Genomic DNA, 14,155 nt, shown 5'->3' on the forward strand with positions numbered 1-14,155 from the left:
GGCGAAGGCCGAGTTATTTCCTTGGAGCCGAAGGCTCCACTCGGCAAGGCGGCGCAGCCGCCCCCGACGCAACCGCTCGCTACAGAGCCGCGTCGGAAAATTGACAACAGAAATCGAACTCACAAAGAAAAGACGGATCAAAGGGCCTACTATGCTGAGCTGGGACGACTTCGACACACAGCCCAAAAAAACGACCAAAGCCACCGAACCGCGACCGGCGCCGGAGACGCTACAGCAAGAAGTATCCGAACCGGCGGCCTCCTATAGTGCCCACAGCGCCAAAGAAGCCACCAGCGCTCCGGCGTCGCCCGCGGCCCAATCCAACGCTGCTCCTGCCTCCCCGGCAGTCGCAGCCGCGCGGGCCGCCGTAGCCGACATGGACCCGGCCCCGGGTCTGGAAGAACTGGAGATGGGCGCCGCCCGTATCCAGGTGGACGAAAAGCGCATCATCAACTGCCGCGCCGACCTCAACCAGCTGGTGCCCTTCAAGTACGACTGGGCCTGGCAGAAATACCTCGACGGCTGCGCCAACCACTGGATGCCGCAGGAAGTGAACATGAACAAGGACGTCTCCATGTGGAAGGACCCCGAAGGTCTGACCGCGGACGAGCGCCGTATCGTGGAATACTCCCTGGGCTACTTCTCCACCGCCGACAGCCTGGTGGCCAACAACCTGGTGCTGGCCATCTACCGCCATATCACCAACCCCGAGTGCCGCCAGTACCTGCTGCGCCAGTCCTTCGAGGAGGCCATCCACACCCACGCCTACCAGTACTGCGTGGAGTCCCTGGGCATGGACGAGGGCGAGGTCTTCAACATGTACCGCGAGGTACCCAGCGTGGCCAAGAAGGCCGCCTGGAGCCTCAAGCACACCCAGTCCATCGGCGACCCCAACTTCAAGACCGGCACCGTCGAGACCGACCAGGAACTGCTGCGCAACCTGATCGCCTTCTACGCCGTCACCGAAGGCATCTTCTTCTACTGCGGCTTCACCCAGATACTGTCCATGGGCCGCCGCAACAAGATGACCGGCGTCGCCGAGCAGTTCCAGTACATCCTGCGCGACGAGTCCATGCACCTGAACTTCGGCATCGACGTCATCAACCAGATCAAACTGGAAAACCCGCACCTGTGGACCGCGGAATTCCAGCAGGAAGTGACCCAGATGATCCTCGAGGGCATGGAACTGGAAGTGGCCTACGCCCGCGACACCATGCCCCGCGGCGTCCTCGGCATGAACGCGAACATGATGGAGGAATACCTCCACTTCATCGCCAACCGCCGCCTGACCCAGCTGGGCCTGAAAGAACAGTTCCCGGGCGCCCAGAACCCCTTCCCCTGGATGTCCGAGATTATGGACCTGCGCAAGGAGAAAAACTTCTTCGAGACGCGGGTGATCGAATACCAGACCGGTGGTGCGCTTCAGTGGTAAGAGGAACAACCAAGAAGCCATAAAGCAGGGATACAACTACAACAAGTAGTCGCTCACAGGAAGAGAGGTATTGAGAGTGGATGTATCGCGAGGTACATCCGCTTTTTTTATTTGCCCGCTAGGGAAAATGACCTTAGAAACCCTTCGTACTTGAGATGTAAAAATACAAAAAATCAGCCTACCAATTGCATTCTAGGGAATAAGTTATGGATACAAAAAGAAGAATGAAGAGAGCATTGAGTGCTGTTGAGGATGCGATCAACGCACTCAGGCGTGCTAGAGGGCGATCAGCTGAGGGGCGCTCCGACATAGATCGCGCACTTCGAGAGCTAGATGGTGCAGAAACTGATATTCGACGCGCAATTAGGGAATTGCCAGCCAACTAAGCCTAGCAAGATAATACGGCAACCTGGGACAGGGACCTCAGCTCCGCCCCTAGCCACAGCATTAGGCAATTAAAGCTATTGATAAAAAAGGAGAACCTCATGGCTTTTCTTCCACAAACTCTGGAACAGCTAGCTTGTACCGGAGCAAATATTGATATCGCTAGTGATGCAAAGTATATGCCTCAGACTTTGGAAAACATTGTCCGTCTCGCAGCAGCAAATGGGGGACACGTTACCATCAATGCTACCGGCTATTTACCTCAAACTCTTGCGGACCTGGCACGTCTTGGAGGCTCTAGTATTACTTTCCGCTTATAGCAGCCCTAACAACCAAAGGCGGATCACACCGATTCATAACGGGCCTGTGCGGAACGGCCCAGGCTGCGCTGTGCCACCCCTTCTATTAGCTTAAATGATTAATTCGGAGAAAATAATTAATGGCTGACCCAAGAAAGCAACTGGCAACAAAATACAAACTCGACAATAGGTATGCCAACTTTGGGGAAACTATTAGAAAAATAACCGTTAAAGGCTTTCGTGGTATAAACGGCCTTGATGTCGAGATGAACTATCCGATACTCGCAATCTCGGGCATGAATGGCGCAGGAAAAAGTACAATTGGACAAATATGCCTTAGTGGCTATAAAAAGCCAGAAGATGCGGAACAAGGCTACAAAAGATATTACGTGAGAGACTTCTTTCCAGCATCCGCTGCCGACCCGAATCCATTCACTCCAGATGCTAGCGTGCTATTTCTTTATGAGACAGCGGATAAAGATACACTTCAAGAACTAACTGTTAAACGAAACGAAAAGGAGTGGAGCGGCTATAAACGCCAGCCACATCGCAAGTGCTTTTATATTGGATTTACTGTCTACATCCCAAAGGTCGAGCGAAAAGATTTGAGCATCTATAAGGGAAGTTCATTTGCACTTACTGAACGACGCGAAATCCCCGATGATACAAAAATAAAAGTTGGGCGAATACTGGGACAGCAATATGATGAGCTGCATTTTCAAGGAATTAGACACGGCAAGAAAAAAGCAGAATTAGGAATAGCCTCTCGTTATGGCGCAAGTTACTCCGAAAACAACATGGGATTTGGCGAAGGCCGAACCTTCTATATGGTAGATCTTCTAGAAAGAGCTCCTGACAATAGCTTGTTTGTCATTGAAGAACCAGAAACATCACTGCATGAACATGCAGAGTATGAGCTGGCAAAATACTTAATTGATGTCTGCAATCGCAAGCACCATCAGATAATATTTACCACACACTCTGATCGAATGCTGAAAGCAATGCCTTCTGAAGCTAGATTAATGCTCTATCGAGATCACAACGGAGTTAGTAGCTTTGAAGGCCTTTCTTCTACTAGGGCAAGATCAATGCTTTCTCTTGGAGAGCAAAAAGAACTGATAATATTTGTCGAAGATGATTTCGCAGCCTCACTGCTAACAGAGATGATTCGACGTGCTGATCATTCATTATTAAATGCAATTAATATCGAGCCCATTGGCGACACCAACGCTGTTCGCAATGCAGTTAGACTCATGGACCAATTAGGGAAAAATAGTCTCGCGGTTCGGGATGCAGACACAGGCCAAAATGTTAAGGAAAAACTATATTCATTCCCTGGAACAATGCCACCCGAAAGAGAGATTTATCAAAATCCATCTGTAAAGCAAATGATTCTGGATAACTTTGGCGTAGATGTCGACAATACACTGGCACTACGTGATGTAACAGATCATCACCATTTCACAAAATGTCTTGCACAGGAATCCGTATCAAATAGTGATTATTTCAGGACTGTTTCCATAAAGTGTTATCTCGATGACATAGGTGAAGACGCATTCCATGAACTTGTTGACGCAATAAAAGGCAACGCCTGATCCATATATGAGAAAAATGGGGCCAGATCAATTTTATAGCACAATTTTGTTTGGGCGAAATTCATGCGAAGTATTGAGCTGACCACATTTATTAAAATAATCAACCCCCCATAATTAATATACCAACCATCATCAATCTGAAATGCGAACTAATTGATCAAATATAGGAGATAAAATTGAGTATAACGGCATCCGGAGGAGAAATAATCGTTGAATTTGAAGTCAATTCAGTTAGTGGAAGTCCGGGCATTGGAGGACACCTTCTGAAAATATCCCTAAATTACGTTATGCCAGCCAGGGAAAAGGAACTCATCTTCCAGAACACAATTGCTAAAATTTTTATCGGAAAAGACAAAGTATATCTCGGAACAGCTTTTCCCGAGCTGCCAAAAACATTCAAAGCAACTACACATCAACAGAGAGGCGGGTTACTTTATGAAGTGTTGCTATCAAAAGACACTATAGAAGAAATTGAAAAAATAAGATTAGGTGACGACTTAGAATTTACAATTGAAGTTTTGGGAGAATATATCGACGAATTCAATCAAATTTGCACCTCTGATCGTATTTCATACCAAGCAAATCAAAAAGAATGGATAAACTCCTTGAGATCTATGGATTTTAAAGGCGGGCTAGTTTTCGAACTACCTATGGATATACATCCTTCTGAAGAGGTAAAAGCAGCACTAATAGCCATCGATAAAGCCAAGAAGCACTTGCATTATGGCAACTACGAAGATGTGGTAGCAAAGTGCAGAATATCATTAGAAAGAATCATTTCTGAATGGAAGAGTACAAGCAAGATCAATGAGCCATTCAATAAAAACAGAAAGGAAATGACAAAGGAGCAAAGATTTTATAACGCAATCAAACAAATCATGCATATAACTCATCTGGCACACCATCCGGACGAAAACTCTGATTATGTACCCTTTACGAGGAGTGAAGCAGTATTTGTCCTAGGAGCTACTATCTCCGCAGTTTCAAGTTATACAGAAAACAAGGGCAAACAATTAATTGAGTTAGAAAGTGCATAATTGAATTAATGTGATAAGATCAACATTATGGCACCACAATCAACCAAGAAAAAATATTAGCTCATCGTGATAGGGACAGACCAATATCCGGGTATTGAATATCAGTCGAAATTTAATGGATTTCAATATGAAGGAAAAATATCTTAATAAGAACGATGCATATTTCTTCTTCCCGCTCGGGATACTTATATCATCAATGATGTGGTTTTTGGAGAATATCAATTTACCTCCCCAAATGGAAAGAAATTTTTTCTTAAGCTTGCTTACTGACCACATACCATTAGGCAGTATTTTCTCGCTCTTTATTTTTATTGTCCTATTAACCCTATTACGAACAACAGTTAGATACAAGAAAGCCAACGAGTTTATTAATAGAATTAATTCACACCTATCCTTAAGGATATTTCAGTTTTCTTCCCCTGCCTTTTTTCTACTTTTAGGATTCTCCACACCAATTTTTATCGCATCAATCATCGGGACCCATGGGGTAAAATTCACACATTTCGTAGTATTTCTAGTGGCTGCATTCTTATTAATTTCAATCTCCTACCTATCTCACCAAATCGCCAATAAAGATCTTTTCTTTTGTAAATCAAGCACCTCTCTAGTTCTTATATTTCTAATAATTACAGCTTTAATAGTAGTGTCGTATTTGGATAAGAGCCCTAAAAAATTGGATCTCCGAGTAGATTTAGAAAACTATAATAAATTAATGATTCTATCACGTTCTGAGAATATTTCTGTAGAAGATTTTTCAGAGAAAATTATCCTAGAACACCTCAAGAACGATTCAACAGAAGTTAAAGTTGAGAAAATCAATAATGAATAAATGGGATCAGATCAACATTTAGGCGCTGAATCCCCAAATCTAATAGATGTCAAAACTTTGACCTGACCCCATTCACTCCCATATCTCGGCTTATTGCGCGTTACACGGACGTTTTCTTTGCCAGAAATATGGTATGCCGCGCACCCTTGCCGGGGCGCTCGCGCACTGTCTTGACCTCGACGTCAAAGCCGGTCTTCTGCAGCCTGTGAACATACATGCTGTCGGGCCCCGCCGACCACACCGCTAACATACCGCCTGGCGTCAGGCAGTCGTAGATACAGCTGGTGCCATCGAGGGAGTAGAGCCAGTTGTTGTCGCTGTGGGTCAGCCCCTCGGGGCCGTTGTCGACATCCAGCAGCACGGCGTCATAGTCGCCATCGTGCCTTTCCAGCAGCTCACGCACATCGCCGATATGCACGGCGCAACGGCTGTCGTCCAGTGGCCGGTCGGCGCAGGCCCCCAGTGCCCCGCGGTTCCACTCCACCACTTCGGGGATCAGGTCGGCAACGATGACCTCTGCATCGGGCGGCAGTACCTCCAGGGCGGCGGCCAGCGTGTAACCCATACCCATGCCGCCCACGACCACACGGGCGCCCTTGTGCTTCTTCAGGTGGGCACAGCCCAGCAGCGATAGCTCCCGCTCGCTGTTAAAGCGGCGGCTGTTCATCAGTTCACCGCGGGGGCCGCTCAGGGAGATGGAGAACTCCTGGTCGCGCTGGCGCAGCTTGAGTATGCCGCCGCCGTTGGGAATCTGGGCGGTGCCGAGTTCGATCCAGGGTTTCATGGCGTGTGCTCGTTGTGGGACTGTGGAGATAAGGCGAGCAATATAACATAAAGCCCCGCCATATTGGTTAGCGATAGAAAGGACACCCACAAGTTAAGAATGCCATTCGGGTCAGGCCTTACATTCCACAAATAAGGCATAAGATTTAGCCCTACTCGAAACAGAGCAAGACTTAAATAATCTTTTTTGTTACGATTTATCAAGGGATATAGATTATTGAAATATATTCAAATAGCCAACTCTGAACTTATAGGGCGGGCTATAACGATAGGGAGTATCGAATAGAACATGGAAACGGAAAAATACGTCCATCAATTCAGAACGATGGATGATCTCCGGGAGATCATCCAGGAATTCGAAGGAGCTTTGGCAAGACCGACAACAGGCTCCAGCCACCCCACTCTATACCGAGAATGCGATGTGCCAGAAGGAGATCGGCTTGTCCAGGGAATAAGAGTAAAGGATTGGCTACTCTCGGAAGACCATCAATGGGTTTTACCACACAACCAGATGGGACTATCCTTTTCGTCGACCTGGCAACACCTCAAGGGTGTACACAAGCTGAAGCAGAAGTACAATCCCGGGACACCCATCCACGTATACTGGGTCCTAGAGAAAGCCGATATTCCGCGGGGACTGGCATTTGAGCCGGACCGTAAAAAGAAGGGGCATTACCTTCTAACTGCGACTGAAAGAATGACAGTCTACCAACTAGTAGATAAGCTGAAATGGATTGCCGATCGCATGTCGGTAATCAAGGATGCAAGGGATGCGATAGCATGATCGAATACCAATACAGCGAAGAGAAAACTGTTGCCCTTTACTTCTCTGATCTCCTGGATGATACCCTGTCGAAGGAGATCTTAACCAAGGGCTTTGTCACCTCGAAAGAAGAAGCCATTCATTTGAGCAGGTTCTTCTGGGCTATGGTCAACAAGTCTGCTGAAGAGAAGGTTACTTTACCCTGCGAGGGAAGCCCCCAGTACTGGACCGAGAAGCTCTACAATTCACTTGGTGGCTACCTTGAACGCGCAGGGTATGAGGACCAGTGGAACGAAGAGGTCGATAAAGCATAGGGAGAGGATTTAAATTACAACCTCTGCATATTACCGCGAAATGAAAACACTGCGGCCCTAGCCCAGCGAAACCTCGCCGTCAGGCAGTGGCGCGCCGTCTGCGGCCTTTTCCGCCCCCTCCTCCGGCGCGACCAGGCTGACGATCTGCCAGTCGGCCTCGAGTTCAAATTCGTGCGAGATGGTACAGATATGGATTTTCCCCTGCGGGTCCAGCGCATAGAGCCGCGTGGCGCGGTTGCCGTAGGTTTCCCGGTAATCCTCGATGGTGAAAGCCTCCGTAAGGCGCGTGGTCCTGATAGTCGCCCCTTTCGCCACCAGGCTGGCGAGGCGGCCGTAGGTGGCGCTCTCGGAAAACAGTGCCAGTTTTTTCGCGTATTCCTCCGACACCCGGTGGCTGGCCCGCCCCTCCTGCGCGCCCTGGCTCAGGCCGAGCACCGAGCCACTGCCGAGCAAATGCTCGAAGTGATAGGTCACCAGCGGGTTGAGCTGCTTGTAGGGCGACAGCACCAGCACCTTGCCAACCGTGGAAAGATCCAGGGTCAGGCTGGCATGCTCCGAGACCGGGTTGCCGTAGTAAGTGGGGATACCTTCCATACGCGCCTCGCTGATGGCGTCCCAGTTGGTATCCGCGATGATGACGGGAACGCCCTTATCCATCAGGTCTTTTGCCAGCATCCGCGCGAACTTGTTGGCACCGAATATAAGGTAACCGTTGGGATAGGGTGCGCGCACGCCCAGCAGTTTGGCGATGGTCTTGGAGGTCAGGCTCTGCAGGACGACGGTGGCGATGATCACCAGAAACACCATCGGCACCAGCAGTTCGGAATTTGCCAGCCCGAACGACTCCAGTTTCAGCGCAAACAGGGCGGACACCGCGGCGGCCACTATGCCCCGCGGTGCAATCCAGCTGAGCATCGCCAGCTCGCGCCAGTTCAATCCCGACCCGGGTGAGGACAGGAACACGGACAACGGCCTGGCGACAAACATGATGGCCGCCAACACCAGTAGCGCTCCCCAGCCCAGCTGCACCAGCGTTGACAACTCCACCCGCGCTGCCAGCAGGATAAACAGTGCCGAGATCAGCAGCACACTGAGGGTTTCCTTGAACTCGAGGATATCGTCGACATCCAGGCCCTTCATGTTCGCCATCCAGATCCCCATCACGGTCACCGTGAGCAGGCCGGATTCGTGGGACATCAGGTCGGAGGTGGCGTAGGCACCGAGCATCAGGGTGAGTACCGCGGTGTTGCGCAGGTAGTGGGGTACCCAGTTGTTCCTGAGCAGCGTGCCGAGCAGATACCCCATCGAGGAGCCGAGCCCGAAGCCGATGGCCACGACTTTCAGCAAAAGCACCAGCGTATGCTCGAATGGACTTTGCGCAGCGACAACATACTCGTACACCAGCACCGCAAGCAGCGCGCCGATCGGGTCTATCACAATGCCCTCCCAGCGCAGGATATTGGAGATACGCGTATTGGGGCGCACCGAACGCAACATGGGGACTATGACCGTCGGCCCGGTAACCGTGACAATGGCACCAAAGAGCGCGGCCAGTTGCATGGGCATGCCGAGCACATAGTAGGCGGCGGGCGTGGCGACCAGCCAGGTCACCGCGGCACCCAGCGTACACAGATTGCGCACCATGGTGCCGTGCCCGGCGAGGTCGGAGAGCTTGAGGGTCAGCGCCCCTTCAAACAGGATAATCGCGACCGCCAGCGAAACGAGCGGGAACAGCAGGTCGCCGAACAGGGCATCGGGGTCGAGCACACCGGTCATGGGCCCGAGGGCGAGCCCGGCCAGAAGCAGGGGCAGGATCGCCGGCAACTTGAGCCTGAACGCAAGGTACTGGCACGCAATCGAGACGATGCCAACCATCACCAACAGGGCCATTGGGTTCGAGATGATCTGTTCCATAGTGACGACTAGCCGATTGCTATATGTACTGGAGCGCGAGCGTATAAGTTTGTGAATCGTCCCGGAAATTTACTGACTCGGGCATAGTAGCATGTGGCATCCACCGGCCGCCTCCCCCTGCCTGCCACTGCGCTCACCCACGCCGTGCAGCTTGTCGTGGGCACAGGTACCAATGCCCTGTAAACTTGTCTTTTGCCGCCGGCCCCCAGTGGGCCCCGGCCTTTTTTCAGCCTCTTTGTCGGAGTCACCATGAGTCAGTCTGATCGTCGTTCCTGGCTGGACCAGTTACCCCCGGCCTTCCAGGCCTATCGCAATGGCCGCAGACTGGACGAGGTGGAGTGTATCGTTCCCGACCTGAACGGCATGTCCCGCGGCAAGGCGATGCCGCTGAAAAATTTCTCACCGGACAAACCGATCTTCCTGCCGATCTCCATTTTCTACCAGACCATCACCGGCCAGGATGTGGAAATGGACATAGTGAACCAGTGGGCCGAGAGCGATATGGTGCTTGTGCCGGATATGTCGACGGCGATGGCGGCGCCCTGGGCGAAGCAGCCGACGCTGCAGATCATCCACGACCTGCAGGATTTCGAGGGCAGGCCTGTTTCCTGTGCGCCGAGGAATATCCTCAAGCACGTCATCGGCCTGTATGAGCAGCGGGGCTGGAAGCCCGTTGTTGCGCCCGAACTGGAGTTCTACCTGACCAAACCGAATGTCGACCCCAACGAGCCGATACAGCCACCCGTCGGCCGCAGCGGGCGATCCGGCACGGCGCTGCAATCCTACTCGATGTCTGCCGTCGATGAATACGGCCCGGTGATCGATACCATTTACGATTATGCGGAGGCCGCCGGCCTGCATATCGACTCGGTGATCCAGGAGGATGGCGCCGGCCAGGTGGAGTTCAACCTCACCCACGGCGACCCGCTGTTACTGGCCGACCAGGTGTTCTACTTCAAGCGCATCATCAAGGAAGCGGCGCTGAACAACGGTATGTTCGCCACCTTTATGGCCAAGCCCATGCGCGACCAGCCCGGCAGCGCCATGCATGTGCACCAGAGCGTGGTGGACATCGCCAGCGGGCAGAACATTTTCTCCAACGACCGCGGCAATGCGACCGACCTGTTCCGCTACTTTATCGGCGGCACCCAGAAACACCTGATTGAGGTGATGCCGTTTATTGCACCGAACGTCAACTCCTACCGGCGCTTTGAATCGGCGGCCAACTCCAGCGCGCCGACCAACCTCGCCTGGGGCTACGACAACCGGGCCACGGGTTTGCGAGTGCCACACTCCGGGGCCCAGGACCGCCGCCTGGAGAACCGCGTGATCGGCGTGGATACCAATCCGTATCTGTCGATCGCCGCGAGCCTGACCTGCGGATACCTGGGGATGGTGAACAAAATTGAACCGGGGGCGCCGGCAGAGGGTGAGCTGGATGACGAACAGCAGGCCCAGTCCTACATCCCCACCACCTTCGACGAGGCGCTGCGTATCTTTGCAGGTGCCGACGAGATTCATCGGACGCTCGGCAAGGACTTCTGCCGGCTGTATGCGGAAGTCAAAAAGGAAGAGCTGCGCCAGTTCCATCGGGAAATCTCGCCATGGGAACGGGAGCACCTGTTGCTGAGTGTGTAGGGTGTTAGCGGGTGCCCGTTGATGGGCGCGCGTGCGCATGGCAGGATGGATTTGCCCTGAACAGCAAGCGGGCGCTATCTGGCCCAGCATCTATACTTGCGCACGCATATCCTGCCATACCGCATGCCACACAATCTGGAGGGCGACGTAATCATGGAAGGCATCCTCGGGTTACTGATCCTAATTTTGGATATCTACGCCATCATCAAGATCCTGCAAAGCTCAGCCTCAGGGCTCAGGAAGCTGATCTGGGTGCTTGTCGTGCTGATATTGCCGGTTATCGGCCTGATTGCCTGGTTTCTCGCCGGTCCGGGAGGCAGGAGCGGCTGAACCTCCGCCAGTCGACACCCACGCCACCGGGTAGTTGACAGAATATCCGGCACCAAGCCATGCCCCGGCCGTCACCGCCTGCGGAGCCATTCTGCGTTTTGACGTGCCATCCCCTGAACCTGGCCGAATCCCCTCCATCCAGCGCCAGTACACTAACTCGGCACTAGGATATTCAGCCGGCATTCAGGTCAAAAACTGTACTTTAGGAGCGTTTACTGACTACCGGATTCGTGGAAAGAAGCCCCTAAAAAACAGGCAGTTGCACCGGCCCCTTGGCCGGCTCTCGTGGGACAACCGGTACCAGGCTTCGACCAACCTGACTCCAGGCCCACAATAAGATCCTATGAACACGAAACTGCTGTTGATCCCAATCGTTTTCCTGACGGCCGCGACAGCAGGTTGCAGTCTTGCCCCATACAGGCAAGCTCCCAAAGAAAGCATTCCGCCGAGCGTACAGGAACCCGTCCGTGCAAGTACAAAGCCGGTAAAGGAAAGGATCTACGCCCAATATCGGGAATGGAAAGGCACCAGCTATTCACTGGGTGGCCTGAGCAAGCGGGGCATCGACTGCTCCGGGCTGGTTTACACGACTTACCGCGATCACTTTGGCATTGAACTTCCCCGCACCACCAGGTACCAGTCCCAGGTCGGCAAAGCCGTCAGGCGCAACCAACTGCGTGCCGGTGACCTGGTTTTCTTCAAAACCGGCCGTAAAGTCAGGCATGTGGGTATCTATATCGAGGACAACAAGTTTTTCCATGCTTCAACAAAACACGGCGTAACAATTTCGAGGCTGAGCGATTACTATTGGAGGGACAAATATTGGCATGCGAGAAGAGTGGACCTGGATGCCTATCCTGGTCCACCGAGGAAATAGCCCCGCTAACCCGGCTATCAATGCATCAAGGCGTTCCGTCTCCAACCCTGCCCCTGCCTCTACCCACAAGCAAAAGAACAGCAATAAACGATGAACGATAAAGACCTGGAGGCCATACTGGGCCTGAGTACCGAAGATCGCTATGAGTATTTCCTGGACCTCGTTGGTGAGGAAAGAGAGGTCTGGATACTGGTCAACAGCCAGGAACACTTTCTAAAGTTACATTCAGACGAACACGGCGGCTTCGAATACCTTCCGGTCTGGCCCGCCTCGGAGTTTGCCGCGGCCTATGCCAGCGACGACACCGACCTCAAGCCCAGGTGCATCCCCCTGCCCCAATTCCTGAAGAAATGGCTTCCGGGGCTGGACAAAGACGGTATCGAGATCGGGATATTCCCGGGCCCGGACAAGAGTGTGTGGGTCACCGAGCCTTCAGACCTGGAGCAGGACTTGCGCGAGGAGCTATCCCGCTTCTGAGCGCATAGAGTACGCGACCGAATGAGCAGTTGCCGGATGCCGGAAACAGTGGAGGTCACAGCGGAAAGAAGCGGCAACCCGGCCGCTTCTCCGCAAAGGTTCTGGTCCCCCTCCCCTTACCCAAGGTGGCAGCACTCTAACAAAGGCACGAGAGACTAGTGGGAAAGCACCGCTCTCTGCACCACTTCCCGCTCCCTGCCGACGGACATACCACACAGCCAGCGCAAAGCATCCACCCGCCGGATCACCCCGTAGCCGCCGATACAGCCCGCAACCGTCAGCGCCAGCAACAGAGTCGCCTCGAGTCCGATCGGCAGCGCATAGGGCTTCAGCCACCAGGCGAAGACGATAATCAGCGTCTGGTGCAAAATGTACCAGGGCAGTATCGCCGGGTTGCTGTAGCGCAGTACCGGGCTCGGGCGGTTGAGGTGGAAGCCGGCAAAGCCCACCACACAGAATATCCACGCCCAGTGGTTCAGAGCCATCACGGCGCCGACCAGCAGCCGCAGGCCCAGGTGCGCCTCGAAAGCCGTATCGAGTGCCGGGAAGGCGCCGTTGCGCTCCGCCAGTATCAGCAGGTAGCAGGCGACGGCCAGGCAGAGGAAGACCCGGTGCCGGTCGATCACAAACTGCCACCAGCGCGGCTGCAGGGCGAACAGATAGCCGAACACAAACACCAGCAGGTAGCGCCCGTGGTTGTACCAGTCGTCCAGCAGCGCGTGGGTCGACGGGAAGCGGGCGCGCAGGAACAGCCACACCAGCATCAGGGCGAGCACCACCGCGACTATGGCCGCGAGCGGCGGCAGCCGCTGGAAGCCCCTGCCCTGCACCAGCCGGTTCAGGGGTTTGCGCAGCAACAACAGCAGCAGGCTGTACAGCCACAGGTAGGGCAGGAACCAGAGGTGGTTCCAGGTCAGCAGGCCTATGGGTGTATGGTGTTCGGTCAGCAGGTCGGTGCGCGGGTTGACGTACTGGGCCCAGAAGCGGAAGTAGCCCGGTTCAATCAGGCCCTGGCTGAGCGCCTCGATATACACCTGCGGTACCACTATGACGAACATGCCGAACAGCAGCGGTACTACTAAACGCCGGGTGCGCAGCCGGGCCAGGTGCAGGCTGTTTGGGGAGCCTTCGCCCCGCCGCTGTGCCAGGGCCAGCGCCATCGCCGAGATGAAGAACAGCAGCGACATGCGCCAGGGCGAGGTCAGCATCATCAGGTTCTGCAGCCACACCGAAGTCTGCTCACTCTTGATGTGCCAGCCCCAGTCGGCCACATAGTACATACCCAGGTGGTACAGAATCAGTACCGCGAATGCCTGGGTGCGCAGCCAGTCGATATCGTATCGACGCTCCGTGCCGGCTTGTGTCATGATCTTGCTCCGTCGGTTTGTGTTTTGGCGGCATTCTGGCAAAGCAGCGGCCGGCGGGGCGCAAAAGAGGCCATCCCGCCCTGACCCGGGGACAAGCGGTGGCACAGCGGGACGAA

At 53.4% G+C, this 14,155-nt stretch carries 14 protein-coding genes; 11 read left to right on the forward strand and 3 right to left on the reverse strand.

All coding sequences use genetic code 11. The features are described 5' to 3' along the window. The first annotated feature begins 151 nt into the window (after positions 1-151). The 5 genes from AC6R19_RS00670 to AC6R19_RS00690 all read left to right on the forward strand — a co-directional run bounded on the left by AC6R19_RS00670 (position 152) and on the right by AC6R19_RS00690 (position 5,576). On the forward strand, positions 152-1,432 hold the full coding sequence (locus tag AC6R19_RS00670) for a ribonucleotide-diphosphate reductase subunit beta (protein WP_500577546.1): 1,281 nt from the start codon (positions 152-154) through the stop codon (positions 1,430-1,432). 485 nt (positions 1,433-1,917) lie between these two features. Next, on the forward strand, positions 1,918-2,136 hold the full coding sequence (locus AC6R19_RS00675; RefSeq protein ID WP_500577547.1) for a hypothetical protein: 219 nt from the start codon (positions 1,918-1,920) through the stop codon (positions 2,134-2,136). Between the two features lie 119 nt (positions 2,137-2,255). Beyond that, positions 2,256-3,710: an ATP-dependent nuclease gene (locus tag AC6R19_RS00680; protein ID WP_500577548.1), complete on the forward strand. Its 1,455-nt coding sequence runs from the start codon at positions 2,256-2,258 to the stop codon at positions 3,708-3,710. 176 nt (positions 3,711-3,886) lie between these two features. Further along, entirely contained in the window at positions 3,887-4,747 is an 861-nt protein-coding gene (locus AC6R19_RS00685; protein ID WP_500577549.1) for a hypothetical protein, read from the forward strand. Between the two features lie 127 nt (positions 4,748-4,874). Beyond that, positions 4,875-5,576, forward strand: a complete 702-nt coding sequence (locus AC6R19_RS00690) for a hypothetical protein (protein ID WP_500577550.1) — start codon at positions 4,875-4,877, stop codon at positions 5,574-5,576. Between the two features lie 100 nt (positions 5,577-5,676). On the opposite strand, the gene AC6R19_RS00695 is transcribed toward AC6R19_RS00690, so the two are convergent. Then, positions 5,677-6,360 carry a spermidine synthase gene (locus tag AC6R19_RS00695; RefSeq protein ID WP_500577551.1) on the reverse strand — a complete coding sequence of 228 codons (684 nt, stop codon included), beginning with the start codon at positions 6,358-6,360 and terminating at the stop codon, positions 5,677-5,679. A gap of 288 nt (positions 6,361-6,648) precedes the next feature. Here AC6R19_RS00695 and AC6R19_RS00700 point away from each other — a divergent pair, with 288 nt between their 5' ends. Then, on the forward strand, positions 6,649-7,143 hold the full coding sequence (locus AC6R19_RS00700; protein WP_500577552.1) for a hypothetical protein: 495 nt from the start codon (positions 6,649-6,651) through the stop codon (positions 7,141-7,143). Next, positions 7,140-7,436 carry a hypothetical protein gene (locus tag AC6R19_RS00705; protein ID WP_500577553.1) on the forward strand — a complete coding sequence of 99 codons (297 nt, stop codon included), beginning with the start codon at positions 7,140-7,142 and terminating at the stop codon, positions 7,434-7,436. The genes AC6R19_RS00700 and AC6R19_RS00705 overlap by 4 nt, the downstream gene beginning before the upstream one ends. A 57-nt stretch (positions 7,437-7,493) precedes the next feature. Here the strand turns inward: AC6R19_RS00705 and AC6R19_RS00710 are convergent, their stop codons facing one another. Then, a complete protein-coding gene (locus AC6R19_RS00710; protein WP_500577554.1) occupies positions 7,494-9,350 on the reverse strand; it encodes a cation:proton antiporter in 1,857 nt (618 codons plus the stop codon). 249 nt (positions 9,351-9,599) lie between these two features. Here AC6R19_RS00710 and AC6R19_RS00715 point away from each other — a divergent pair, with 249 nt between their 5' ends. From AC6R19_RS00715 to AC6R19_RS00730, 4 genes are all read left to right on the forward strand, one after another. After that, positions 9,600-10,988 (forward strand): glutamine synthetase family protein, encoded by a 1,389-nt coding sequence (locus AC6R19_RS00715; RefSeq protein ID WP_500577555.1) that lies wholly within the window; start codon positions 9,600-9,602, stop codon positions 10,986-10,988. 153 nt (positions 10,989-11,141) lie between these two features. Beyond that, positions 11,142-11,318, forward strand: a complete 177-nt coding sequence (locus AC6R19_RS00720) for a PLD nuclease N-terminal domain-containing protein (protein ID WP_500577556.1) — start codon at positions 11,142-11,144, stop codon at positions 11,316-11,318. Positions 11,319-11,661: 343 nt separating this feature from the next. Continuing rightward, a complete protein-coding gene (locus AC6R19_RS00725; protein ID WP_500577557.1) occupies positions 11,662-12,195 on the forward strand; it encodes an NlpC/P60 family protein in 534 nt (177 codons plus the stop codon). Positions 12,196-12,285: 90 nt separating this feature from the next. After that, complete coding sequence (locus AC6R19_RS00730) at positions 12,286-12,672, forward strand: DUF2750 domain-containing protein (RefSeq protein WP_500577558.1); 387 nt, start codon at positions 12,286-12,288, stop codon at positions 12,670-12,672. A gap of 155 nt (positions 12,673-12,827) precedes the next feature. Here the strand turns inward: AC6R19_RS00730 and AC6R19_RS00735 are convergent, their stop codons facing one another. After that, positions 12,828-14,039 (reverse strand): acyltransferase family protein, encoded by a 1,212-nt coding sequence (locus AC6R19_RS00735; protein ID WP_500577559.1) that lies wholly within the window; start codon positions 14,037-14,039, stop codon positions 12,828-12,830. Between the last annotated feature and the right edge of the window lie 116 nt (positions 14,040-14,155).

It is taken from the genome of Microbulbifer sp. SE14 (assembly GCF_059834885.1).

Excerpts from the sequence above, each read along its gene's own strand:
- AC6R19_RS00695 (WP_500577551.1), bottom strand. The coding sequence starts at position 6,360 with ATGAAACCCTGGATCGAACTCGGCACCGCCCAGATTCCCAACGGCGGC.
- AC6R19_RS00720 (WP_500577556.1), top strand. The coding sequence starts at position 11,142 with ATGGAAGGCATCCTCGGGTTACTGATCCTAATTTTGGATATCTACGCC.
- AC6R19_RS00735 (WP_500577559.1), bottom strand. The coding sequence starts at position 14,039 with ATGACACAAGCCGGCACGGAGCGTCGATACGATATCGACTGGCTGCGC.
- AC6R19_RS00725 (WP_500577557.1), top strand. The coding sequence starts at position 11,662 with ATGAACACGAAACTGCTGTTGATCCCAATCGTTTTCCTGACGGCCGCG.
- AC6R19_RS00690 (WP_500577550.1), top strand. The coding sequence starts at position 4,875 with ATGAAGGAAAAATATCTTAATAAGAACGATGCATATTTCTTCTTCCCG.
- AC6R19_RS00710 (WP_500577554.1), bottom strand. The coding sequence starts at position 9,350 with ATGGAACAGATCATCTCGAACCCAATGGCCCTGTTGGTGATGGTTGGC.
- AC6R19_RS00715 (WP_500577555.1), top strand. The coding sequence starts at position 9,600 with ATGAGTCAGTCTGATCGTCGTTCCTGGCTGGACCAGTTACCCCCGGCC.
- AC6R19_RS00700 (WP_500577552.1), top strand. The coding sequence starts at position 6,649 with ATGGAAACGGAAAAATACGTCCATCAATTCAGAACGATGGATGATCTC.
- AC6R19_RS00730 (WP_500577558.1), top strand. The coding sequence starts at position 12,286 with ATGAACGATAAAGACCTGGAGGCCATACTGGGCCTGAGTACCGAAGAT.
- AC6R19_RS00705 (WP_500577553.1), top strand. The coding sequence starts at position 7,140 with ATGATCGAATACCAATACAGCGAAGAGAAAACTGTTGCCCTTTACTTC.
- AC6R19_RS00675 (WP_500577547.1), top strand. The coding sequence starts at position 1,918 with ATGGCTTTTCTTCCACAAACTCTGGAACAGCTAGCTTGTACCGGAGCA.
- AC6R19_RS00670 (WP_500577546.1), top strand. The coding sequence starts at position 152 with ATGCTGAGCTGGGACGACTTCGACACACAGCCCAAAAAAACGACCAAA.
- AC6R19_RS00680 (WP_500577548.1), top strand. The coding sequence starts at position 2,256 with ATGGCTGACCCAAGAAAGCAACTGGCAACAAAATACAAACTCGACAAT.